This window comes from Shewanella avicenniae (genome assembly GCF_017354945.1).
Lineage (GTDB): Bacteria > Pseudomonadota > Gammaproteobacteria > Enterobacterales > Shewanellaceae > Shewanella > Shewanella avicenniae.
Genome location: NZ_CP071503.1, coordinates 3,855,297 through 3,878,253 on the forward strand (window position 1 = coordinate 3,855,297; position 22,957 = coordinate 3,878,253).

At 49.2% G+C, this 22,957-nt stretch carries 19 protein-coding genes; 11 read left to right on the forward strand and 8 right to left on the reverse strand.

What is annotated here, in order from left to right:
• Window positions 1–24 precede the first annotated feature (24 nt).
• Window positions 25–1,065 (reverse strand): acyltransferase family protein, encoded by a 1,041-nt coding sequence (locus JYB87_RS17000; RefSeq protein ID WP_207354624.1) that lies wholly within the window; start codon window positions 1,063–1,065, stop codon window positions 25–27.
• A 303-nt stretch (window positions 1,066–1,368) separates the two neighbouring features.
• Here JYB87_RS17000 and JYB87_RS17005 point away from each other — a divergent pair, with 303 nt between their 5' ends.
• The 4 genes from JYB87_RS17005 to JYB87_RS17020 all read left to right on the forward strand — a co-directional run bounded on the left by JYB87_RS17005 (window position 1,369) and on the right by JYB87_RS17020 (window position 4,597).
• On the forward strand, window positions 1,369–1,890 hold the full coding sequence (locus JYB87_RS17005; protein WP_228730024.1) for a GNAT family N-acetyltransferase: 522 nt from the start codon (window positions 1,369–1,371) through the stop codon (window positions 1,888–1,890).
• Between the two features lie 16 nt (window positions 1,891–1,906).
• Window positions 1,907–2,557, forward strand: a complete 651-nt coding sequence (locus JYB87_RS17010) for a glutathione S-transferase (protein WP_207354626.1) — start codon at window positions 1,907–1,909, stop codon at window positions 2,555–2,557.
• A gap of 266 nt (window positions 2,558–2,823) precedes the next feature.
• Window positions 2,824–3,306: a hypothetical protein gene (locus tag JYB87_RS17015; RefSeq protein ID WP_207354627.1), complete on the forward strand. Its 483-nt coding sequence runs from the start codon at window positions 2,824–2,826 to the stop codon at window positions 3,304–3,306.
• Between the two features lie 7 nt (window positions 3,307–3,313).
• On the forward strand, window positions 3,314–4,597 hold the full coding sequence (locus tag JYB87_RS17020; protein ID WP_207354628.1) for a helix-turn-helix domain-containing protein: 1,284 nt from the start codon (window positions 3,314–3,316) through the stop codon (window positions 4,595–4,597).
• Here JYB87_RS17020 and JYB87_RS17025 read toward each other — a convergent pair.
• The 3 genes from JYB87_RS17025 to JYB87_RS17035 all read right to left on the reverse strand — a co-directional run bounded on the left by JYB87_RS17025 (window position 4,594) and on the right by JYB87_RS17035 (window position 11,712).
• A complete protein-coding gene (locus JYB87_RS17025; RefSeq protein ID WP_207354629.1) occupies window positions 4,594–8,607 on the reverse strand; it encodes a hybrid sensor histidine kinase/response regulator transcription factor in 4,014 nt (1,337 codons plus the stop codon). The genes JYB87_RS17020 and JYB87_RS17025 overlap by 4 nt on opposite strands.
• A 215-nt stretch (window positions 8,608–8,822) precedes the next feature.
• Entirely contained in the window at window positions 8,823–11,174 is a 2,352-nt protein-coding gene (locus tag JYB87_RS17030; RefSeq protein ID WP_207354630.1) for a YgiQ family radical SAM protein, read from the reverse strand.
• Window positions 11,175–11,316: 142 nt separating this feature from the next.
• A complete protein-coding gene (locus JYB87_RS17035) occupies window positions 11,317–11,712 on the reverse strand; it encodes an MAPEG family protein (RefSeq protein WP_207354631.1) in 396 nt (131 codons plus the stop codon).
• A 157-nt stretch (window positions 11,713–11,869) separates the two neighbouring features.
• Between JYB87_RS17035 and JYB87_RS17040 the strand changes: the two genes are divergently transcribed.
• The 3 genes from JYB87_RS17040 to JYB87_RS17050 all read left to right on the forward strand — a co-directional run bounded on the left by JYB87_RS17040 (window position 11,870) and on the right by JYB87_RS17050 (window position 16,002).
• Window positions 11,870–13,090 (forward strand): threonine/serine exporter family protein, encoded by a 1,221-nt coding sequence (locus JYB87_RS17040; protein WP_207354632.1) that lies wholly within the window; start codon window positions 11,870–11,872, stop codon window positions 13,088–13,090.
• Between the two features lie 104 nt (window positions 13,091–13,194).
• A complete protein-coding gene (locus JYB87_RS17045) occupies window positions 13,195–14,814 on the forward strand; it encodes a BamA/TamA family outer membrane protein (RefSeq protein WP_207354633.1) in 1,620 nt (539 codons plus the stop codon).
• Between the two features lie 90 nt (window positions 14,815–14,904).
• The gene (locus tag JYB87_RS17050; RefSeq protein ID WP_207354634.1) at window positions 14,905–16,002 is read left to right on the forward strand and encodes an NADH:flavin oxidoreductase/NADH oxidase; all 1,098 of its coding nucleotides are present in this window, start codon (window positions 14,905–14,907) and stop codon (window positions 16,000–16,002) included.
• Window positions 16,003–16,081: 79 nt separating this feature from the next.
• Here JYB87_RS17050 and JYB87_RS17055 read toward each other — a convergent pair whose 3' ends face one another.
• Window positions 16,082–16,684, reverse strand: a complete 603-nt coding sequence (locus JYB87_RS17055; protein WP_207354635.1) for a TetR/AcrR family transcriptional regulator — start codon at window positions 16,682–16,684, stop codon at window positions 16,082–16,084.
• Between the two features lie 188 nt (window positions 16,685–16,872).
• Here JYB87_RS17055 and JYB87_RS17060 point away from each other — a divergent pair, with 188 nt between their 5' ends.
• Window positions 16,873–17,535, forward strand: a complete 663-nt coding sequence (locus JYB87_RS17060) for a DJ-1/PfpI family protein (protein WP_228729901.1) — start codon at window positions 16,873–16,875, stop codon at window positions 17,533–17,535.
• 30 nt (window positions 17,536–17,565) lie between these two features.
• On the opposite strand, the gene JYB87_RS17065 is transcribed toward JYB87_RS17060, so the two are convergent.
• Window positions 17,566–17,709, reverse strand: coding sequence for a hypothetical protein (locus JYB87_RS17065; RefSeq protein ID WP_207354637.1), 144 nt, complete (start codon window positions 17,707–17,709; stop codon window positions 17,566–17,568).
• A 134-nt stretch (window positions 17,710–17,843) separates the two neighbouring features.
• Here JYB87_RS17065 and JYB87_RS17070 point away from each other — a divergent pair, with 134 nt between their 5' ends.
• A complete protein-coding gene (locus tag JYB87_RS17070; RefSeq protein WP_207354638.1) occupies window positions 17,844–18,683 on the forward strand; it encodes a TraB/GumN family protein in 840 nt (279 codons plus the stop codon).
• 115 nt (window positions 18,684–18,798) lie between these two features.
• On the opposite strand, the gene JYB87_RS17075 is transcribed toward JYB87_RS17070, so the two are convergent.
• Complete coding sequence (locus JYB87_RS17075) at window positions 18,799–19,464, reverse strand: hypothetical protein (RefSeq protein WP_207354639.1); 666 nt, start codon at window positions 19,462–19,464, stop codon at window positions 18,799–18,801.
• Window positions 19,465–19,930: 466 nt separating this feature from the next.
• Between JYB87_RS17075 and JYB87_RS17080 the strand changes: the two genes are divergently transcribed.
• Entirely contained in the window at window positions 19,931–21,037 is a 1,107-nt protein-coding gene (locus JYB87_RS17080; protein WP_207354640.1) for an HD domain-containing phosphohydrolase, read from the forward strand.
• Between the two features lie 150 nt (window positions 21,038–21,187).
• Entirely contained in the window at window positions 21,188–21,523 is a 336-nt protein-coding gene (locus JYB87_RS17085; RefSeq protein WP_207354641.1) for a hypothetical protein, read from the forward strand.
• Between the two features lie 80 nt (window positions 21,524–21,603).
• On the opposite strand, the gene JYB87_RS17090 is transcribed toward JYB87_RS17085, so the two are convergent.
• A complete protein-coding gene (locus JYB87_RS17090) occupies window positions 21,604–22,734 on the reverse strand; it encodes a pyridoxal-phosphate-dependent aminotransferase family protein (RefSeq protein WP_207354642.1) in 1,131 nt (376 codons plus the stop codon).
• Between the last annotated feature and the right edge of the window lie 223 nt (window positions 22,735–22,957).

A 22,957-nucleotide genomic window follows, 5' to 3' on the forward strand; every position in this document is an offset into this window, starting at 1 on the left:
CGCAACCGTCACTCCCGTTGTTAATCACCAGCCGATAATACTGCGGCTACGCTCACCCAGCTTATGTTTTATCCACAATGCCACTAGTACACTGCCACCCAGTTGAATTCCAAATATCAGCGTTGAATACAGTATTGAGGTCAATGCCGATCCTGGGGCTAACTTAAAGTGAATGAAATACGACACATCGCCAATCGCAAGCGAAAACAGCGGATGTAGAAAGAAGATGGCAAAACTCATATCAGCTAAGCGAGTTAACCACAGCTGTTCGCCTTGTTGCGCCAACCATTCACAGCCTTGGAGCACCAATACGCATAGCGCAACTTTCTGTAAAAATTGCCAATCAAAGCCGTTATTAAACTCCCAAAAATTTTTATGGTAGTTACCTAGATGTCCCTCAACATAGGTTTGCATCACCAATGTCAGTAGCAACAGCCCCCAAGACAACCAGCCGATCTGCTGTTTATAGCGTGCCAGCACTGTGTCATCTTGCGAATAACAGATCCCAAGTAAATAAAACGGTGAGAAATAGAGTGCCGACTGCAACACGTTCACGTTGCCAATGGGCCGCTGTACGATCAACGCCAGCACTGAAACAATGAGCAGCCAGAACCAGCGGGCACTCGCCGTTAATCTGATATAGGCAAGAAACAACGGCGATAACACAAAGATCAGCAAAATAAACGGGATATACCAGTGCGGATAAAGCACATAGCCGTTACGCACTGTGTACCACACATCCAATGGCAGTTGCTGCACACTGTGGTGCTCGACCCACAACCAATGTGGCACTAAGGCCAGCAACCCCACCGCCGATACTAGCAAAAATGGCCATAACACATTGTCTATTTTGTTGCTCATAAAACGGCGGAATTCAAAGCGGCTATAAAACACCCGATGAAAAAAATAGCCCGAAATAAACACAAACAAGGCGGTACCACCGCGAATGAGATTCTCTAAAAATGCAGGAAACCCCTCTTCAGAGTTGTAGATGCTGTGTCCGGCCACAATCAACATAATGGCAACGCCGCGCATGTAGACAAACTCAAGTTGTTTTTGACGCATTACAACTCCAATAACACTATGGAAAATCAGGGAAATTAAGCAAACGACAGCGCAGGAACTACGCTCTGAGGCTGGAATAAACGCCTAGATAATAACCTGTTTTAGCGCCAACACAATAGCCACAAATGAAAATGTTATTATCCTTTTAATTCATTATGTTACATTGTTAAAACTTAGTAATTACTGGCAAAACCCAACGTCTTTTCAGCACAACTCGACTCAGGCCGCAAACAGGCTTAATCTGCTTTTATTACCAGAGTCGTTGTTGCCGTTATTGCAACGCCAAAACGGAAGCTATTTGTGATGCACGCTCGCCCTGTATACAAAACTGATGCCGCCAAACTGTCAGATTACTTCACTCGAAACCAGTCGCATTTTCAACGCTGGGATCCACTGCGCCCAGTAAATTTCCACAGTGTGGCCAATTGGCAACAAAGATTGAACCATCTCTATACTGAACCACGTACTGAGTATTGGTTTGCACTAGCAGACGCGGAGAAAATTATTGCCCATTGTGCGTTAAGCAATGTGGTACAAGGGCCGTTTCAGGCGTGCTACATGGGCTATGGCATCGACGCCGACTACCAAGGTCGCGGTTTAATGCCAAACTTATGTCAAACCGCATTGGCCTTTGGGTTTCAGCGTTTATCACTGCACAGAGTGATGGCGAACTATATGCCTCACAACCTGCGTTCTGGCGCGCTACTGGCAAGGCTCGGCTTTGAAAAAGAAGGGCTCGCAAAAGAGTATTTATGTATTAATGGGGAATGGCAGGACCATGTGTTGACCTCGCTGTTAGCACGTCACTTTAATGCCCCACGTTGATTTACCGAGGAAGCTTATGATTCAAGTGCACCATTTAGAGCAGTCACGATCGTTTCGCATAATCTGGCTATTAGAAGAGCTAGGGCTGGAATATGAGGTAGTGACTTACCGTCGCGATCCAACAACCTATGGCGCACCCGCCGCGTTAACCCGCATTCATCCGCTCGGCAAATCCCCAGTGATCACCGATGGCAACATCACCGTGGCCGAGTCCGCTGCGATTATTGAATATCTGCTAGATAACTACGACCTCGAAGGCAAGTTCAGACCAAAAGCTGGACAAGCGCTGTTGGATTATCGCTACTGGATGCACTTTGCTGAAGGTTCGTTGATGCCATTGTTAGTGATGCGCTTAGTGCTGGGGAAAGTTAAGCAACGGCCGATGCCATTTTTCGCCAAACCGATTGCACGTAAGCTGGTTGATAGCATCGACAGCGCCTTTATCACCCCACGTTTGCTACCGCAGTTAGCCCTGATTAACACTTGGCTTGAAACCCATTCATGGTTTGCCGGGGATACCCTCAGTGGTGCTGATTTTCAGATGGAATTGGCACTACGCTTTGCCGTATCAACTACCGATATCACGGCTTTACCCCATATCGCCGCTTATCTCCAAAAAACGGCCGCCCGCCCAGCGCATCAAATTGCCGCGGAAAAAGCGCAATAGTAAGTAGTCACTTACAACGCACTACTCAATATCGGACAATGACTAACGTAATTAAGACATACTTATCAAAAAACGCCACATTGTCCGATTTTCAATACAGGTTGTCCGATTTGATACTTCACGCCAAAGCATAGGCTCTTTAGTTTATCTCCATAGACAGCAACATCTTAGGTGGTGACACGAGCGAGATGGCTCGCGCTACTAGTTTTACTCAGGATGTTGCCCTGTCCGATTATCATCAAAGGTGAATCGCCAAGGAGATACTGATGTTGGAGTTTGCTAACAAGTCCGCTGCAGACTTTAGCGCTGCGAGCATGGCTCACGACACTGCCGCATCGTCAATGCCAACCCACCTAGTCAGCGCAACTGCCCCTGGTTCAGAGGTTACGCTCGCTGCAACGGCAAGCACAGAACCCGCTGAAGCAGAGCTATGGCAGGTTGATGAATTGCAATTCAAAGATAATCAATCATTGTTTGATTGGTTATTTATTCTGACCATCTATTTCACCATCAGTTTGTTGGTGAGCTATCTGTTGTACCACATCGCAGCAATATCACACCTTGACTCATTTGAGACTAAATTAACCTTCTCCAGCTTGCTGTTGATCATGCAATTACTGCTGACCCATGTGGTATGGCGCGCTGGCAGTAAGGTGATCCAACAAACCCATTGGGCGCCTATATTCGCGTTGCTGTTGGTAACGATAGGTGTCGGAGCTTTGGGTCAATGCTGCTTGCTGTGGGGGTAAGGAAACCATGACAGAACAACTTTCACGTCTCCGTGGCACAGGATTACAGGTACCGACTAAGTCCGAATCACCTAAAAAGCCTCTCAACAGCCCGTTGGATTTAGCCAATCCACAGCTGCAACATATTTCGACGCGCAACAGCCTGAGTAACTTTGAATACATCAAACAACTGCTCGGCGAAGAAAGTGCACTGAAGTTGTTTGACGGTATTTTGCAAAATCCCGACTCACAGCTGTACCGTTGCTATCAAGGTAAACCGCTCGACCTTAACTTTTTCTGCTCACCCGACTATTGGTATTGCAACGAGATCAACTTGCGCATTTTTGCCAATGCGGCGGCGCTTGGGGTCGATTTGGAACAGATGGGCTACCACACGGTGCAGATGTCATTACAACAGCGCCAACAAACCATTTTGGGGCTAATTCATCTGCTAGGCGTTGAAAAGATTTTTAAACAAGCGCAAAAGGTCAATGCGCTCTACAACCGCACCAAAAGTGTAGAGATTTACTCCGTGTCCAAAACTGGTGTGATGGGGCAACTGCAATATCATCCCGGACTGCAGCATTCACTCCATGTCACCACCTACAATATTGGCTGTTATCGCGGCGTACTCGAATATTTGGGCTATCAGGAAGTAAAAGTGGAGTTGCTAGAAGAACACTTTGCGACTGATACCCAACCCGGCTCAACCATGCTGGGATTTTCTTGGAAGCCAATGAGCCTGAAACAACGGCTCGCCATGTTGCTCGGTAACCTGATGTGCCCAAGACTATTCACCCAATACCTCAGTTCAAGTCAGTGTTTGCGCCGCTACCATCAACCGGTGGTGGATGCACATCAGTACTATCAACAACGCACCCAAAACTTGATCACCGAGTTAGAGCAGCAATACGGCCAGCGACTGTCGCTAAAACAACTGGAAATTGAACGTTTAAATGATGTGGTTACCGAACAGCAAGCCGTACTAACCCGTTTGCAAGATCCGTTTGCGCTGCGGGCGGAAAAGTGGCTGGAACAAAATGGCTGCAAGATGGGGGTTTCAGCCACCGATTTTGCTGCCGATTTTTGTATGTCTGAGCGCACACTCAACCGCAAACTCGGTGACAGCTTAGGCGCGCCAGCGAAAACCCTGATTAATCGCTATAAGCTTAATAAATCCAGACATTTGCTCGAACAAGGGGTACCCATTATTCACACCGCCGAAGCCTGTGGATTTAGCAGCCCAAGCTACTTTACTCAAGCGTTTAAGAAGCAGTTCGGCTATACCCCGTCGGAGTGCAAAGCCAGTTAAGCTGAGGACTTTTGCCCCATTCTTTGCCGAAATGCCGATGGGGTTTGTTGATAATGTTCTTTGAATACCTTATTGAAGTGCGACGCAGTGGCGTAGCCGCAGCGATCGGCAATCAATGAGATAGGCAAACTGCTCGTTTCGAGTAACTGTTTCGCATGCCGCATCCGCCTTAAGGTGATGATTTGGCTGAGAGAACTTTGATAACGATGCACACAATAACGGTTTAACTGACGACTACTCAGATGCACCGCATTAGCCAGGTATTCAACGGAGAGCATATCGGAGTTACCTTTGGCAATGCCGTCGTCAATCAGCGTCAGTACCTGTTGCAACACCCCATCCGATTTAGATTGCAGCGCTACGTTTAAGCTATCCTCGTCTTCAGTTTGTTCCTGCTGCAGCTGCGCACGGGCAAAATCGGCACAATGGCGCATGGTATTGAGCAAGTTGCGGCATTTGCTGAGCAATAACGGCGGCGCAATCGGTTTCACCATATAGTCGTTTGCTTCTGCCATCATCCCTGCCATTTTGTTACTTTCATCTGCCCATGCGGAGAGCAGCAACATCGGAATATGCGCAAATCGAGCATCGCTCTTGAGCTGTTTAGTCAGATCAATCCCGTTTAAACGCGGCATCTGCACATCACTGATAATCAGATCTGGCATATTCTGCTGTAACCAACTTAATGCATCACACCCGTCAACCGCCGTCGCCACCTCAAATTCACTGCGCAGTATCGCTGCCAACTGGCGCCGTAATTCAGCGTCATCTTCGACCAATAACAGCAGCGCTGGCTGTTGATGTTCAACCGCAATAGCCAGCGGTTCTGCCACCGCTTCTGTGACTGTTATAGGCAGGCTGGCGGTAAAGCTCACGGCATCTGGCTCTATATTCAGCACAATCTCACCACCAAGCTGTTGACAGAGGTCTTTAACGATATGCAGCCCTAACCCAGAGCCAACTTGTTCTGAATTATCGCGAAAACGTCGTTCAAAAATCTTGCTACTGGCGGCAGCGCTAATCGTCGTGCCGTGGTTCATCACCGTCAGCTTGGCAGTCTGCTCCTCATAGACTAACGCCACATCAATCTTGGCACCGATTGGGCTGTACTTGATCGCATTTGACAGCAAGTTAGACACAATCAGCTCAAAGCTTTGCTTCTGCCAAAAACCATGACGATTGTAATCATCACCAGCTAGAGTGAGCTGCTGTTGCTTATCTTCCGCCAAGCGTCGGTACGTACTGACGATAGACTGCAAGGTATCGAACACAGGCACATAACTGCTGGGGCTATCACCACGGGAATGCGCACCGATTTGCAGTAATTGGTCGATAAATTGATTGAGTCGTTGTCCTGCCCGCTCCGCTTCATCGCTAAGCTGCGCCAACTTGCCCGTCACTTGTTGTTTAATCTGGTAGATGGGCAGCAGCATCAAGCTGAGTGGTGTACGCAACTCATGACTGAGGTATTCCAGCATCCGTTGCTGCTCAGCTAAGGCATCGTGCAGCTCCACGTTGGCATCAGCTAATTGCCGTGTCTTTTGCATCACCAGCTTGTTCAGTGATTCATTGCGGCGGATGAGCGTCCGTTGCCGATAATGGATCAACAGCACCAGCGCCATAATCGCCAGTACAACATACCCAAATCGCGCGGTGCGGGTAGCATACCAAGGCGTGAACACCGACAAGCTAACTGTATGTATATCACTGAGTGGTTCACCATGCTGATTGGTAGCTTGATACTCCAACTCCGTGGCACCAAACGGCAAATGGTTTAAATAGATATCAAACGGCGGCGCGAGATGTTGCCACTCGCTCTGATTAAGCCGATAGCGCATGCCCACCATGCTGCCGAGTGGCGCGGCAGCAAAGCTCAATTGCACATCGTTGCCGTTGCCAAGTTCGGGCAAGTGTTCCAGATAGGGCACATTAAACACCGAGCTATTAGGCAAGGGTTTATCAGCATGACGAATATTGGCAATGAACGGTGTTACCGCAGTTTGTTCGGGCTGATATGCCGATGGCGTCACTTTGACCACACCGCACAGGCCACCAAAATAGAGATCGCCATTGGCCGCTTTATAGGTCGCTTCAGAATCAAATTCACTGCAGGGCAAGCCATCATCTTCATCGATAATATTCAGCGAGGCGATACAAGCCTGCTGCCCGACACCCTTGTCGCACAAACGTACCACAGCCAGCCCTTTATCTGTGCTTAACCACAGCCGCTGCTGTTCATCCTGCTCGATGCCGTAAATGATATTGGAGGGTAATCCCTGCTGCTCCGCAATTTGCCAGATTAGCTCACCCTCAGTAGAGAAATACTGTAAACCACCACCCCAACTGCCCAGCAAAAAGCCTTCTTTGTAGGTCTTTAATACAAAGGGATAGCGGTTGATGGGTTGATTGTCGTGGATGAAGGTTTCAGTTCCAGTGTTTGGATCGATGAACTTGATAGCAGCCGCTCCGACTTCAGCATGCAGGCCAAACAACCATCTCCCATTAATATTTGCAGCTGCTCTAACTGCTTGTTTCTGAATCAAGTTCCTTTCTAAAATGGGTTGTTCATTAGCAAGTGACCAATAATTAAGAAATCGATAGCCCAATTGCCAAATATGGTCTCCATCGGCATACAACCCGAAAGACTGCTTTTGATCCAATTGTTGCCAGTCGCCATCGGGGCTACGTCGCCATAACCCGTAATAACCTGATGCCCAGAGATATTGCTTCGAATCGATATAAAGACTGCGCCAAGCCGTTTGTCCCTTCTCAGGTGTAATATCCTCGATTAACTGACCACTATCTGAATCGAGGATATAGATTCCTTGATCTTGAGTTGCTACGACTAGGCGTTGCTCATCTAACTGAAGTGTCGAACGTGTTTCATCTGTGGGTAATTCGCTATTTCTTTTATCAAATAGCCTAAGATAAGGAGGCAATAGGCGTCCTTGAAGCAGACCACCTTGAGGCCTAACTAGCCATAATCGATTGTAGACATCCCAAGAGGTCGCATGCACGGCAGGACCATTGGGTTGGGATAAGCCGTTAGTCAATACATCCAGCAGTTCACCATTGCAGATTTGAACAAAACGCCCACTATTTAGGTATAACCACAGCGAATCGCTTGGGCCGAAATGGAAACTTCCACGCGATACTTTATTTGAGACACGCGTCCGCTTGGTGATAGCAAATTGTGAATTAAGTTCAAGCAAAAAAGTTTCGGAATAATCAGTAGCTAACGCATAAAGTACTGCATCTTTAATCTCGATATCTAAAATAGCAAATTGAGAAAGTCCCATAACTTGCTCAAGTTTAAAGTCATCGGGATTGAATCGATAAAAATTTCCCCCAGGCTTAAGGGGTAAGCGAGGATTGAAACTACTTATTGCAACGTATTGATTATTGAATTTAAGGGCACGTGAGATTCGCTTATCCCACGCATGGATGAGGAACAGTTTTAACAACATCGGGTCACGTTCTAACTGTCCATTCCGACTAATCCCCCAATAATCATCTTTATAATCAAATTTGTGTAATTCATTCCCGAGTGTAACAGGCAGTTTATCAATCATTTTAAACGTTTCACCGTTAGGCAAAACTGTTCGGAATGCTGGGAAATCTTTTTTATCAGGATCAACTGGATTTATAGCGTGAGTTATCTTGCCACTGGTCTTATCTATAAGCGATTTAGTTAAACTATCGTGTGAAATAAAGAAATAGTCATCCGATTCGTAGACGCGACTCGTAATAGGAAAGGCTAGTCCCTCTTTACTCCCTGGCTGATAACGTAAGTTGGAAGTGCGGTAACCATCGTAGAGCACAATGCCATTTTCGGTGCCAAGCCAGAGGCGGCCTTTGGTGTCCATGCTGACACCGAGGAGCTGAGCATGGGAGCTGATCCCGGGAATGTGGGGTTCGTCAAAGGTGAGACGGTCGGCAAAACAGGTTTCTAGCGCAAGGCAATGAAAAGCGAGCCAATACAGCAGTATTGCTAAGCCTATTCTTCTCATGCTTTTATCCTTTTAGCGCCTAAACTCCCTACGCCAAAACTGCCTGAAATTGACGGTCTTAACAAGTCTTTAACAGTGACAATCTAGCCAATATCACAGATCAAAATTTCACCTATCAGTGACAGCAAGGGTTATCAATTTTCGGCCCAAAAAAAATCCGGCCGAAGCCGGATTGTAAAGTGTTATTCAGGGCGCAATTTCAGCGCTCAACGCAGCTATTTACTGCGATGTTGGCTCGGTGATTTGCCGAACACAGGTTTAGCGCCGGGGCGTTGATTGCCGCGTTTGCTACTCCCGTTGGCAGGTTTGCCATTCGCGCTCGGCTTTCCACTTCCGCTCTGCTTGCCGTTTGTCCCAGGCTTGCCATTGCTCATCGCTTGGCTTGCGCCTGATGCTTTTCGCTTTTCGCCTTGTTTAGCATTGGCGCTTGGCTTAGCAACGCCTTTATCGAACTGATTGCTGCTAAAGCGGGTCAGGCCTTGCTGGCCTTTGCCAGCTTTGGCGCCGCTCTGGCGGGCAAATTGCTCTGCACGCCCTTCCGGCGGCACCAGATGTTGCGGGCCAGTACCAATCAAATCTTCGCGCTTCATCGCCACTAACGCTTCGCGGATCAACGACCAACCGGCAGGGTCGTGATAACGCAACAAGGCTTTGTGCAGGCGGCGTTGACGGCCTTTTTTGGCAATCGGTACTTCTTCACTGTCGTGCTTGACGTTACGCAGCGAGTTCAGCCCGGTGTGGTACATGGTGGTGGCGTTTGCCATCGGTGAGGGATAGAAGTTTTGCACTTGATCCAGCTTGAACTTTCGCTCTTTGAGCCACAGCGCAAGATTAAGCATATCCTCATCGGTGGTGCCGGGGTGCGCCGAGATAAAGTACGGGATCAAAAACTGCTCTTTACCAGCTTCTTTTGAATACTGGTCAAATAGCTCTTTGAAGCGGTCATAGGTACCCATGCCCGGCTTCATCATTTTCGACAGCGGCCCTTCTTCGGTGTGCTCTGGGGCAATCTTCAAATAGCCGCCAACGTGATGTTTTACCAACTCTTTCACGTAGCGCGGATCTTCAATCGCCAAGTCGTAGCGAACGCCAGAGGCGATCAGCACTTTTTTGATGCCGGGCACATCACGGGCAGCGCGATACAGGTCGATGGTGTGCTGATGGTCGGTATCTAAGTGACCACAAATAGCCGGGAATACACACGACAACCGCCGACAGGTTTTCTCTGCCTTTTCGCTTTTACAACCCAAACGATACATGTTGGCGGTTGGGCCGCCGAGATCGGAAATCACCCCTGTAAAGCCGGGCACTTTCGCTTGGATCTCTTTGATCTCTCGAATAATCGACTCTTGCGAGCGACTTTGAATAATGCGGCCTTCATGCTCTGTGATCGAGCAGAACGAACAGCCACCAAAGCAACCACGCATAATGTTAATCGAGGTTTTGATCATGTCATAAGCAGGGATTTTCTCCTTGCCATACACGGGATGCGGCACGCGCTGATACGGCAGATCAAACACGGCGTCCATCTCGTCCGTATTGAGGGGGAACGCTGGCGGGTTGACCCAAATCCCGCGATCGCCGTGCATCTGGAACAAAGCACGGGCACAGCCGGGGTTGGTTTCTTGATGCAACACGCGCGAAGCATGAGCGTAAAGGAAGCGGTCTTCACTCACGCGCTCAAACGCTGGCAGCAACACATAGGTTTTTTCCCATGGTCGCGGTTTTGGCGGTTGCACGCTAATAGGCTGCGGCGCGTCATTATCAAAAATCTTAGCATCGCTTGGGCCCGATAGGTTCTGGCAACCCACATCGTCAGCGCCATAAGGATTGGGGATTGGATCAATCTTATGCAGTTGGTCGATTTTACGTGAGTCCACCCCGCGCCATTCTGGCAGCGCTTCGCGGCGCAATACCGCCGTGCCGCGAATATTCTGCATCTCATCAATGCTGGCACCCCGTGCATACAGATGAGCCACTTCTGCCAAAGGTCGTTCTGCGTTGCCGTAAATCAGAATGTCGGCTTTGGCATCAAACAGCACGCTACGGCGTACTTTATCTTGCCAGTAATCGTAATGGGCGATACGGCGCAGACTGGCCTCAATGCCACCCAGCACCACAGGAATATCTTTGTAAGCTTCTTTACAGCGTTGGGTGTACACAGTCACGGCGCGATCTGGACGTTTGCCCCCCACGTTACCCGGCGTATAGGCGTCGTCATGGCGCAGTTTACGATCCGCGGTATAGCGGTTGATCATCGAATCCATGTTGCCCGCAGTCACTCCAAAAAACAGATTCGGGCGGCCCAGCTGCATAAAGTCTTCTTTACTGTGCCAGTCGGGTTGAGAAATGATGCCGACGCGGAATCCTTGCGCTTCTAATAGGCGGCCAATCACCGCCATACCAAAGCTAGGATGATCAACATACGCATCACCGGTCACCACGATGATGTCGCAACTGTCCCAGCCCAACTGCTGCATCTCTTTTTTAGACATCGGCAGGAATGGCGCTGGTTTCAAATCGTTACGATAGCGAGGATAGCGGAATAAACTGGATTCAACTTGCATGAAAAACTCAACCCGTAAAATCTGGTGGCTGACAACGCTTGTCAGGGGCGCGGAGTATAACAGCACCCACTGTTTCAGTGTGAACAATATTTAAGCAAATACCGAATTTTTACTCGCTATTAACCTATGCCGTTGTTCGCGGTTAATTCAGCGCCCACAAATAGAGATTAATCCCGCTGAGCAGCAGCAAAACCGCCCAAGTGGAGAGAATGCCCACCAAGCGGCCAAGGTGTACACCGCCCTCTGCTTTGACCATACCGTAAGCATGCAACAAGCGCCCGACCAGCCAGACGATGCCGAGAATATGCAGCCACATCGGCTCAAATTTTGCCACTTCTGCAAGTGCCAGCAGCAACAACACCATCGGCGCATATTCTACGTAATTGCCCTGCGCTCGAATCGCTGCGATTAAGGATGGTTGTTGGCCATCGCCAATGCCGACGTTCTTTTTTACCCGCACCAATACCACCAGCGCACTTAATCCCAGCAGCAATAAACCACTTAGCGCCGCATATAACCCTGAAACATAAAGCGTCATGTTGAAATCCTTCATTTATATCGCCGAGAAAGCGACAACATCACATTAAGTAAATTATATTTTTATGTCATTATTCCTTTTACAAAACATTGGCTTAAAATGCGCGCCGTAACCATATGGTTGCGGTTATTATTGGTCGCGAATAGCAGGGCTTATTGTGGATAATCAAGAATTTATCGAAAAACGGCGCTTTATCATTCAACTTGGTAAAGCGCTGCATAAATTTGGCACACCGGCTTATCGTTTAGAGACGCACCTGCAAACCGTGGCTAGAACTCTGGGGCTGGATGGCTATTTTTTAATTTCGCCCACCTCCATGACCTTTGTACTGCAGCACGACACCGACCAAGAATATAACCATGTAGCGCGGGTCAAACCGGGCGAACTGGACTTAGGCTCACTGGCACGTACCGATGAGTTAGTGGAAGAGTTGCGCACTGGCCAACGCACCCTCAGCGAAGCGATTGCCCGCTTAGAAGAGATCGCCAATAAACCCAATCCATACGGCCCATTGCTCACCCTTGGCGCCTTTGGCACTGCCGCCGCAGCCTTTGCCATGCTAATGGCCACCAGCTGGAATGATGTATTTTGGTCAGGCGTGATTGGCTTGTTAATTTATCCGTTGGCATTTGCCGCCGAACGCTCGAAACGCATGGCGGAATTGTTGGAACCCAGTGCCTCGTTTGTGGCGGGGATCTTGGCCTGCATCATCGCGCAGTTTGATGCCTCGATTAATATTCCGGTGGTGATTCTTTCAGGGGTGATTGTATTTGTGCCCGGTCTGGCGCTCACCCTCGGCTTAGCCGAACTCGCCGCCCGCGACTTGATGTCGGGCACCATGCGCATCATGGACGCCATCATGCTGCTGTTTAAGCTCTATTTTGGCGCGGTGCTTGGGGTGGCGATTGGCACAGCCATTCTAGGGCAATATCTGTTTATTGAGCCAATGCCACTGCCACGTTGGGCGAGTTGGTTGGCGGTGCCACTGTTGTCGGCGGCGCTGGTATTTATTTTTAAAGCGCGCCTTAAAGATGCACCGTGGGGGATTTTTGCCGGGGTACTGGCATTTTTCTCGGCCATGTTTGGCGGTATCTACCTTGGCGATTCCATCGGTATTTTCTTTGGTGCCTTTGTGGTGGGCATCTACGCTAACCTGTTTTCGCGCTGGACCAAATCGCCCGCCTCTATCGCGTTGCTGCAAGGGATTGTGATTTTGGTACCCGGCAGTAAAACCTACATGGGGCTGAATGCCTTTGTCTCCGGCGAAACCCTGCTAAACCAGCCACACCTAGGGCCTCAGCTGTTTTTAATTTTTATGTCATTGATTGCCGGATTAATTTTTTCCAACGTTGTGATTCCTCCGCGTTCAACCTTGTAGCATTTAATCAGCGATCCAATTAACATCTCCATTACAAAAAAGCGTCTATGATTCTATAAACGCGGAGAAATCCTGCATCCGCGTGTAGATGTTTGGAGGTGTGTATGGTTCGAAGCTGCCGAGTTGTACTGCTAATCATGGGGATGATTAGCTTTGCTGTAGTTGCAGCGCAAGCCCCCGCTAATCAGCAAACCGACGCTGCCAGCTACACCGTTGGTAAGATTATTGTGCAAAGCCATCCGATTTTTGATGAGTCGGCAAAGAACGCCATTTTCCTCCATAGCTGGGCCAACACCCTGCATATCAACACCAAAGAACACGTGATTCTCGATCGGCTTAGCTTCCACGAAGGCGACCTCGTTACCCGCAAACAGCTGGATGAAGCGCAACGGATTTTGCGTGCTGAACCCTATTTGCGCGATGCGGTGATCAGCATCGTCCCCGCCGATCCCAGCAGCGGCGCCAACAGCGATAGCGTAAATATTTTGGTGGAAACCTGGGATCAATGGTCATTGCTCCCCACCGTGGATTTTGGCCGTACCGGCGGTGAAAACAAATATTCGCTCGGCATCAAAGACGACAACATTCTCGGCCTCGGTATTCAATCGCAATTTGAGTATCAATCCGATGAAAACCGCAGCGGTTACCGCTTTAATCTGCGTTCCGCCGTACCTTGGGTGGAGCATGGTCAAGTGGCCGCCGACTTTCACAGCAATGACGATGGTAGCGCCGCCTATTTAGCCTTTAGAAAACCGTTTTACACCCTCAGCGGCGAAGACTCCTACGGCGTCAGCTACCTACGCAACGACCGCATCAACACCTTTCGCCAAAATGGCCGTAATATCAGCCAGTATCGTGAATATTTAAAGCAAGTTGGGCTATTTTGGGGCTTTAAGTTGGCCGAAGACGCCGACACCCATCAGCGACTGCTGTTTGGTATCAGCCAAGATTTTCACGAGTTTAGCGAAGAGCTTTACACCTTTATGCCGCTGCCCGAAGACCGTAAATTTGTCTATCCGTGGCTACAGTGGGAATACCTGCAAGATGAATTTGTGGTGATGCAGAATGTGCATCTGATTAATTTTAATGAAGATATCAACTTAGGCTGGCACCACACTGGCCGTATCGGGGTTGAAACCAACGACACCGATGGCTTGGGTTATCACTTGTGGTGGGACACATCGCGCGGTTACAGCAGCGAAAGCCAGTTGTTATTGCTCGACTTTGATATGCAACTCACCCAAGGCACTACTCAACCGGATTACCTGAAACTCGGGAGCGGCGCCGAATACTTCTATCGCTTCAGTCCAAAGTGGACCGCCTATAGCCGGTTACGGATGGTGACCAGCAAAAACCGTTATCTCGATTGGCCATTGGGGCTGGGCGATGACAACGGTGTGCGCGGCTACCCCAACGACTTTCAACTGGGCGATCATCAATGGGTGTTCAGTGCCGAAGTCCGCAACTACCCAAACATCAACCTCTACCAACTCGCTGAACTCGGTTGGGTGGCTTATGTCGATGTCGGCCGCGCATTTGGCGGCGAGTTAGCCCGTGACAATGAAATCAAAGGGATGATTGGTGCGGTCGGTATCGGCGCCCGAATTTACTCTTCCCGCTCCAGCTATGGCAACGTGGTGCATATCGATTTCAGTATGCCGTTTAGCAATAGCGACCACGTGGATGGCTGGGAATGGCGCTTTGAAGTGAAGCGTAATTTCTAACACATTTTTTGTGGCTGCAAATCCGCCGCGGCAGGTTTAGTATGGATAGACTCATCGTTAATCGTGCTCAACTTGCCGGGAGATTTCATTGTGTCCCACCTGTTTCAACCGATTGCGTTCGGCCCTCTGCAGCTGGACAACCGCATCATCATCGCACCTATGTGCATGTATTCCGCCGACAATGGCCTGGTGCAGCCGTGGCACTGGCAGCATTACGGTAACTTGTCGCAATCTGGTGCTGGGTTATTGATTTTAGAAGCCAGCGCCGTTGCCCCTGAAGGCCGTATATCCCATGCCGATATCGGGGTGTGGAATATCCATTGCCAAGATGCGCTGGGAAAATTACTGCAAGATATTCGCCGCGATTCCAACATGCCGGCGATTGTGCAAATCGGTCATGCTGGCCGCAAAGCCTCTTGCAGTCGCCCTTGGCAAGGCGGTACTCAGTTGCCACCGTCGAATATCCATGGCTGGAACACCCTCGCCCCGAGCGCGATTCCGTTTCAAAGCAGTGACGTGCCGCCGCGGGAGATCACCAAGCCGGAAATCAATGATCTGATCCATCAGTTTGTTGCTGGTGCGCAACGCGTACGTGCCGCCGGTTTTGATGGGATTGAAATCCACGCCGCCCACGGTTATCTGCTGCATCAGTTTTTATCGCCGATCAGTAATCATCGTAAAGATGAGTTTGGCGGCAGTTTAGAAAACCGTATGCGCTTGCTGCTCCGAGTATTCGATGCGATTAAAGAAACCCTACCGCATGACTTTATGGTAGGCGTACGCATCAGCGCCACCGACTGGATTGAAGGTGGATGGGATCTCGAACAAAGCGTCGAACTGGCGCAGCTGCTCGACAGTCGCGGTTGTCATTATCTGCATGTCTCCAGCGGAGGCTTGTCACCGGCGCAGCAAATTCCAGTAGGCCCCGACTATCAAGTGCCACTGGCGCAAGCGATTAAAGCCAAAGTGTCGATGCCGGTGATTGCGGTGGGCTTGATTACCGAACCTGAGCAAGCAGAGGCGATTATAGAGACCGGTGCTGCCGATGCCGTAGCGCTGGCGCGCGGTATTTTATACAACCCACGTTGGCCGTGGCATGCGGCAGCAGCGTTAGGTGCTGAGGTGAAGTGTGCGCCGCAGTATTTGCGGTGCCAACCACACGGGTTGAAATCACTTCTACATAAGTAACACTGGCCGATAAAACCGCATAAACACCCCGGTGTAAATCACCGTGGTGAGCGGCAGCAACTCATTCATTCCAGCGGCGTTAGCTTTCAGCGAGCGCCGCTTTTATTTGAGCACTCGTCAACTGTTGCAGATAACCCGCTTGCCGCTCCGGCGAGTTGAGTTCGTTATCGAGTGCGCTGCCCATCACCCCCATAGTAAACAGGTTGAAGTACAAACCACCGATGGCGCACCCAAGGATAGACGCCGGAATTTGCAAGCGCTCCCCAAAACATTGTTGCAAGCGCTCGCTAATAAACACCTCTAACTGCTGCCGAAGCAGACGATTGGCCAATGCCATGTCGCTTCCCAACTGATAAGCCATCGAGCGCCGAAACGCGCTGTTGCTGTTAAAAAAGCGCAGCATCTCCACCACATTGGCAGCAGGCTCCTTAGCCAACCAATCCTCAGCAGTATTTTTGCTGGCAAATAGCTGGCTAAACAGTTGCTCGTGACAGGCCATCAGCACATCTAATTTACGGTTAAAAATGCGATAAAAACTGGTACGGCCAACCTTGGCGGCTTTGGTTAATTCAGACACCGAAATATCACAGTAGTCTTTATTTTTTAATAGCTTGAGGAATTCACGCATCACGCGTTGTTTGATGGGATTGAGTGCTTCACTCAGTTCGCTAACATTGTGCATAACACATGGCGCTAAAGTAAGGTGATGTCACACCCTACCCACTCACTGGCAAATCAACAAGCAAGGCGGAACAAAAACTCTCTTTTGTTCCGTCCGGAACAGTTGCCACTGTTTGTCGCACGCCAACCGCTAGCGCACTGGCTATGATGACCCCCGCTAATCTCAAACGCGATGTTTTAGGAGTCATGATGAACGCTGCCCCAATAACTGTTGGTATTTTTCTCTATCCTGGCATGACGATGCTCGATGCTTATGCACCGCTGCAAATGCTGGCATTTGCCCAAGGTATCGAATGTTTTACCTTTGCCAAAACCGCCCTGCCACTGCCATGTGATGCTGGGGTAGATCTGCTCCCGAATTACAGTTTTGCAGATTGTCCTTCAATGGATATTCTTCTGGTCGCTGGCGGTGGCAACCCGTATCAAGCCATGCAGGATGAAACCACTTTGGCCTTTTTGCGCCAAGTGGGCAGCCAAGCACAATACATTACCTCGGTATGCACCGGCGCGTTGATCTTGGCCAGTGCCGGTTTGCTCAATGGCTATCAAACCACCTGCCATTGGGCCTACAAAGAGGTATTTAAACGCTTTGAACAGGTGGAAGTGGTGGATCAACGAGTGGTGATTGATCGCAATCATATCAGCGGAGGGGGCATTACTGCTGGGTTGGATTTTACACTGACACTGGTTGCCAAACTGCAAGGCGCCGCTGCCGCCCAAGTGCTGCAACTGCTACTAGAGTACGATCCACAGCCACCGTTTGATTGTGGTAACCCACGCTCAGCTGCACCTGAACTCGTCGCTGGCGTACAAGCTGAAGTGCACAAGTTAGCCGCAGAGCTATTTGCTTAAGGTAGTAACACCGAAATCGCCGTTTACCCGTTATAGCAAAGGCGGTTTTGGCACAATTTCAGCGCCTAAACTGTGGGTGTATTTGTCGGGCAGTCCAAGAATTTTCTTGAAGATACCGATTTCAATCGGCAACGATACCCCACTTCCAAATGTTGTGGATAAAATCCACAACATTCCAAATAGTTCCTATCACTTACCCCAATATTTCCTTTTTGAACAAAGACTCACAAAACCCCAGCAAACCGATTTACCTCTAATAGAGTATCATCAAAAATGCTGCTTTATTGCACAATCATGGAAGCATCATCATGACCAACACATGGAAATTACTCACACCATTGTTAGCGGGCGTAGCTGCAAGCACGCCACTGCTAAGTTCGGCCTGCGAGCCCGTGCCACAATTGGTAATGGATACCGTACAAGCTAAACATATCAGCTTAATTGGCGAATCCCACGGCACCAAGGAAACCCCGCAAGCCTTTTATAATCTGGTGTGCAACGTGTTGGAAAAGGCACCGAATGAACCGCTGACCGTCGGTTTTGAACTCTCAGCCATAAAAGACATAGAACTGACCGACCAAGCATCGCTGGATAGCTGGTTAACGGCCGATGATGAATGGGTGGCACCGCACGATGGCCGCAGCAGCGAAGCCATGTATCAGTTACTGAAACGTATGGTACAAACTAAACAAATCCACCCAAACTTGTCCATTTTGCTATTCAACGAGCCAACGGGGAACCGTGATAAGTTAATGGCAAATAACATCATTTCTGCGTATCACGGTCAAAAAATGTTACTACTCGCGGGTAACTTTCATACCCAACTCAAACAGACCGACAATCCAGATTTTGCCAACGCTCCAGCGCCCATGGGATCATATATTTTTACCCAATATCCACAGCAAACCACTAGCATCGTCATCTCTTACGGTGGTGGTACTCAATGGGCTTGGGGCGATGAAGGTAAAGGCGTTTATTCAGTAGGGAAAAGCAAATTAACGCAACCGCTTCAAGCTCGAATACTTAACGCGGCAGAAGCAGCTCGAACCGGCTATGACATGGCGTGGAATGTCGGCGAAGTCCATGCATCTTATCCACACATTCACACGGAAGCTGATGACTCGGCGCGGATGCCAACAAAGGGCTAACTCAGTCACTGCTGCCAAAATGATTGGAGCGGCAACGGTCGCTCACCCTGCTGATTGTCGATTTTGCCAATCGGCAACGCATTTAGCGTAGTTAGTTGCCGCTACGGTACTTGGGTTAGTTGGCTTGTATAGTCAACGGTTGCTGAGAAATCGAAGTAATCATCACCCCAAGATAGCGACCATCTTGTTGCTTAATCATGAGCGTACCGCCTCTCGATAATTTTTTAAATTCTGGGGTGGCTGAGAGACTGTCGAGCGCATCGGCCAGTTGCACTTGATCATTGTCTACCGACTCCAGAATCAAGCCGCACAATTTATTGGAACACTGAAACTCCCGTTGCAACAGTTCACCATGTTGATTGAAATAATCGTTAACACCATCCTGTAACCCAGCCTTTTTGGTCACGGCGTATTGCTCAGTCAGTTGCTGATCCAGATTGGTAATCAGCTGTTCTAATTGGGTGGCAGACATCTGGCTAAGCGCTTTTGCGCGTAAGGCATCGTTGCCTTGGCCGTTATCGGTAAGCAGCTCATCCAACGATTCAACGGCTTCTGGTGCTTGTTCGGGTTTATTCGCGACGACAGAGGCCGTTGATGCAGCAGCAACAGGAGCAGCACTTGGCTGGGGCGCAATAGCCGGAGCTGCGGCTGCGGGCGTCATCTCCGCGGCTACAGGTGCAGCAGGGAGAGACGCGTTAGTTGCTGTAGAGGTCATGCGACCTAGAAATAGCCCCACGAGCAACACTACCACCACAATAACGGCTAATAAGGCTTTATTCATCTGACATCCATTTGATTCAACGGCGGTTTATCTTTTTTGTAGCACTAATGAACTCCAATGAGTAGTGCTTTTTATGACCAATAGCAAGTAAAGCAGTATACATCTCATTGTAATCCAACCATTTTTGCTAGCGCTCCCTATCACGACATTCTTGGATTGGCGAGTTATTTCGCCGAGAAAAATAGCGTACATTTGTGACAACCAGCAAAAATTAATACGAAAAATCAGCCTGATAGACAAAAAAGCTAGACGCACAATGAGTGAGTTACAACAATACTTATCATCAAGCCAACCTGCTAATTAGCACCTCGTCATGAGCTGAATAATAGGCTGAACAGTTTTGTTGCAAAATATTGTTCAGGCGCCTTAAGTAACAGCTGAAGGGCACGACTTGTTCGTCTTTGTTGCTGTTGTTTGCCACCGACCGATGTAGCTAGCACTTTATTGCAATATGTAAAGGACGCATATGGATTACAAATTTGAGCAATGGAAGACCTATCTTGCCATCGATGACCACACCATCAGCACCCTGCAACAAAACTATTGGATTATCGAACAACATATCGATGAGATCGTTGACAAGCTCTACGACAAACTGACCTCTTTTGAGGGCACAAAACTGTTTTACGAACAGCCAGAAGCCATGATGCGTGCCAAACAACATCAAAAGCGCTACTGGAAAGAGTATGTTTTTAAAGGCAATTTAGACCAGAGTTATATCGACACCAGTAAGCGTATTGGTAGAACCCACCATAAGATTGGCGTTGATATGCATTTTTATACCGGTGCCTATAACATCATGATGCGCCATCTGGTACGTAAAGTACGCGAAGCTCTAGGCGACGATATCGAGCAAGAATTTCAATACTTGTCGGCACTGAATAAAGTCATCTTTATGGACATGGGGCTAACGACATCTGTCTATTACAACTCTGTTGCAAGTAACTTAGAAAAGCTAGCAACCGAACTCAATATGGCACTGGCTCGCGCTGGGGAATTTCGCGATAACGAAACAGGGCAACATATTCATCGTATGAGCCGTATGAGCGCTGAACTGGCAAAATGCATCGGCAAAGATAGCCAATGGTGCAACATGATCCTGCTCGCCAGCCCCTTACACGATGTCGGCAAGATTGGCATTCCAGATAATGTGCTGTTAAAACCAGGCAAACTGACAGAGCAAGAGTGGGTCTGCATGAAATCCCACCCTCAGATTGGTGGCGAGATTGTGCCACAAAACAATACCGAAGTGATTCAGATGGCACGCCGCATTGCCCTTACCCATCATGAACGCTGGGATGGCACGGGTTATCCGCTTGGGCTGTCTGGCGAGGCGATTCCGTTAGAAGGTCGAATTGCGGCAGTATGTGACGTGTTTGATGCGCTGTTGTCGGTAAGACCCTACAAAGCCGCTTGGTCTGTCGAAGACGCCGCAAACTACCTCAAACAAAACAGTGGTCAACACTTTGATCCTGAGTTAGTTGAGATATTTCTGGCGAATCTGCCACGAATGATGGAAATTCAGCATCAGTTTAAGGACGCAGATGAGGTAGATGAGTTCAACTTTGCCTAACGTGTCGCAAGAGCGTGAGCTGATTCCCTATAGAACCCAATAGCGAGCCAACCTCATTAGAAAAAATCCAAACTCAAGTTTGGATTTTTCATTTACATCCCCATGATATCAATGCCACTATCGGACTATCGACTTCCAAAAGGATCCTGAATGTTAAGCGTTTATGAAATGGAGCAACTGCTAAAGGTATTAGATGCCAATGCCGAAAAGGGGCTAAGCCTCGCGCAACTTGCTGCCACGACTGACATTCCCGTTTCTCGTCTGCAACAATTCACCAAAGCGCACCGCGAATACTTTGTGATTATGCCCGACAGTGACAGCTACCAACTTAACCGTTTTGGTCAGCTCAAAGGCAATATCGACGCCATGCTGCGTCACTATCAACAACGGCAAACCAAAAAGAAAACCAAACCGAGCAGCTGGATTTGGCTCGCAGTGATTTTTACCACCAGCATGACCTTGTTTACCGCACTGCATAACCAGTAGCCACGATGTTAGACGCGCATGTTAGCCAATGAAAAAAGCAGCTCAATGAGCTGCTTTTCTGTTTGAGCGGAGCGAGTGAATTAGCCGAGCACTTCTTCCAAGGCGCGCAAACACAAGGCAACATTCTCACGACGGGCGCCGTAACCCATCAAGCCGATACGCCATGCTTTGCCAGCTAAGTCACCAAGGCCTGCACCGATTTCAAGGTTGTAGTCATTCAGCAAGCGACTGCGCACCGCTACATCGTCCACGCCTTCAGGAATATAGACAGCATTCAGTTGCGGCAAGCGTGACGCTTCAGCCACTACAAACTTGATGCCGAATTTTTCTAAGCCCGCTTTTAGCAGTTGGTGCATCTGGCTATGGCGTTGCCATGCGTTTTCTAAGCCTTCATCGGCCAATTTGCGCAGTGACTCGTGCAGGGCGTATAAAGCGTTGACGGGTGCAGTGTGGTGATAGCTACGTTTGCCGTTGCCACTCCAATAACCCATCACCAACGATTGGTCAAGGAACCAGCTTTGTACAGGGGTTTTGCGCGCTTTCAGTTTCTCAACTGCCGCATCAGAGAACGACACTGGCGATAAACCCGGCACGCAGGATAAACATTTTTGGCTGCCAGAATAGATGGCATCAATGCCCCACTCGTCCACCAGCAGTTCAACACCGCCGAGGGAGGTCACTGCATCGACAATACTGAGGCAACCGTATTTTTTCGCCAGCGCACACAGGGTTTTGGCATCTGACAGCGCACCGGTTGAGGTTTCTGCGTGTACAAAGGCGAGGAATTTGGCATCTGGGTTGGCTTCGAGTGCTTGCTGCACGTCTTCGACATTCACAGGCTCGCCCCACGGGGTATCAACCACCACGGCAACACCGCCAATGCGTTCAACGTTTTGGCGCATACGCTCACCAAACACACCGTTGCGACACACAATCACTTTCTCACCGGGCTCGACCAAGTTAACAAAGCAGGTTTCCATCCCCGCACTGCCGGGCGCAGATACCGCAATGGTCATCTGGTTTTGGGTTTGAAATGCATATTGGATCAGCGCTTTTAGCTCATCCATCATACCGATAAACAGCGGGTCAAGGTGACCGACAGTTGGACGTGATTGCGCTGCAAGCACTTCAGGATAGATGTCTGAAGGGCCGGGTCCCATCAAAATACGACGAGGTGGATTAAACGCGTTAGTTTGCGGTGCGGCAATCATGCTGGGTCTCCTTGCTGCGTTATCGATACGAATGCTCATACGTGAGCGAAAAACTGAATTGACCATATCACAGATAGCTAATTAGCTCTGCTCGGCTTTTGGCTAACGCTGCACTTCTATTGGCAATGACAGCGTGCAGAAAATTAATCCCCCACGCCGGCGATAACCGCTCGCGGGGGAGATAGAGCGCACCATTTATGGGGCGCTATTTACGTGCAGTTAC

Excerpts from the sequence above, each read along its gene's own strand:
- JYB87_RS17055 (WP_207354635.1), bottom strand. The coding sequence starts at position 16,684 with ATGCACAATGTTAGCGAACTGAGTGAAGCACTCAATCCCATCAAACAA.
- JYB87_RS17025 (WP_207354629.1), bottom strand. The coding sequence starts at position 8,607 with ATGAGAAGAATAGGCTTAGCAATACTGCTGTATTGGCTCGCTTTTCAT.
- JYB87_RS17075 (WP_207354639.1), bottom strand. The coding sequence starts at position 19,464 with ATGAATAAAGCCTTATTAGCCGTTATTGTGGTGGTAGTGTTGCTCGTG.
- JYB87_RS17090 (WP_207354642.1), bottom strand. The coding sequence starts at position 22,734 with ATGATTGCCGCACCGCAAACTAACGCGTTTAATCCACCTCGTCGTATT.
- JYB87_RS17035 (WP_207354631.1), bottom strand. The coding sequence starts at position 11,712 with ATGACGCTTTATGTTTCAGGGTTATATGCGGCGCTAAGTGGTTTATTG.
- JYB87_RS17030 (WP_207354630.1), bottom strand. The coding sequence starts at position 11,174 with ATGCAAGTTGAATCCAGTTTATTCCGCTATCCTCGCTATCGTAACGAT.
- JYB87_RS17065 (WP_207354637.1), bottom strand. The coding sequence starts at position 17,709 with ATGTTGTGGATTTTATCCACAACATTTGGAAGTGGGGTATCGTTGCCG.
- JYB87_RS17080 (WP_207354640.1), top strand. The coding sequence starts at position 19,931 with ATGGATTACAAATTTGAGCAATGGAAGACCTATCTTGCCATCGATGAC.
- JYB87_RS17020 (WP_207354628.1), top strand. The coding sequence starts at position 3,314 with ATGACAGAACAACTTTCACGTCTCCGTGGCACAGGATTACAGGTACCG.
- JYB87_RS17045 (WP_207354633.1), top strand. The coding sequence starts at position 13,195 with ATGGTTCGAAGCTGCCGAGTTGTACTGCTAATCATGGGGATGATTAGC.
- JYB87_RS17000 (WP_207354624.1), bottom strand. The coding sequence starts at position 1,065 with ATGCGTCAAAAACAACTTGAGTTTGTCTACATGCGCGGCGTTGCCATT.
- JYB87_RS17005 (WP_228730024.1), top strand. The coding sequence starts at position 1,369 with ATGCACGCTCGCCCTGTATACAAAACTGATGCCGCCAAACTGTCAGAT.
- JYB87_RS17085 (WP_207354641.1), top strand. The coding sequence starts at position 21,188 with ATGTTAAGCGTTTATGAAATGGAGCAACTGCTAAAGGTATTAGATGCC.
- JYB87_RS17010 (WP_207354626.1), top strand. The coding sequence starts at position 1,907 with ATGATTCAAGTGCACCATTTAGAGCAGTCACGATCGTTTCGCATAATC.
- JYB87_RS17015 (WP_207354627.1), top strand. The coding sequence starts at position 2,824 with ATGTTGGAGTTTGCTAACAAGTCCGCTGCAGACTTTAGCGCTGCGAGC.
- JYB87_RS17070 (WP_207354638.1), top strand. The coding sequence starts at position 17,844 with ATGACCAACACATGGAAATTACTCACACCATTGTTAGCGGGCGTAGCT.
- JYB87_RS17060 (WP_228729901.1), top strand. The coding sequence starts at position 16,873 with ATGAACGCTGCCCCAATAACTGTTGGTATTTTTCTCTATCCTGGCATG.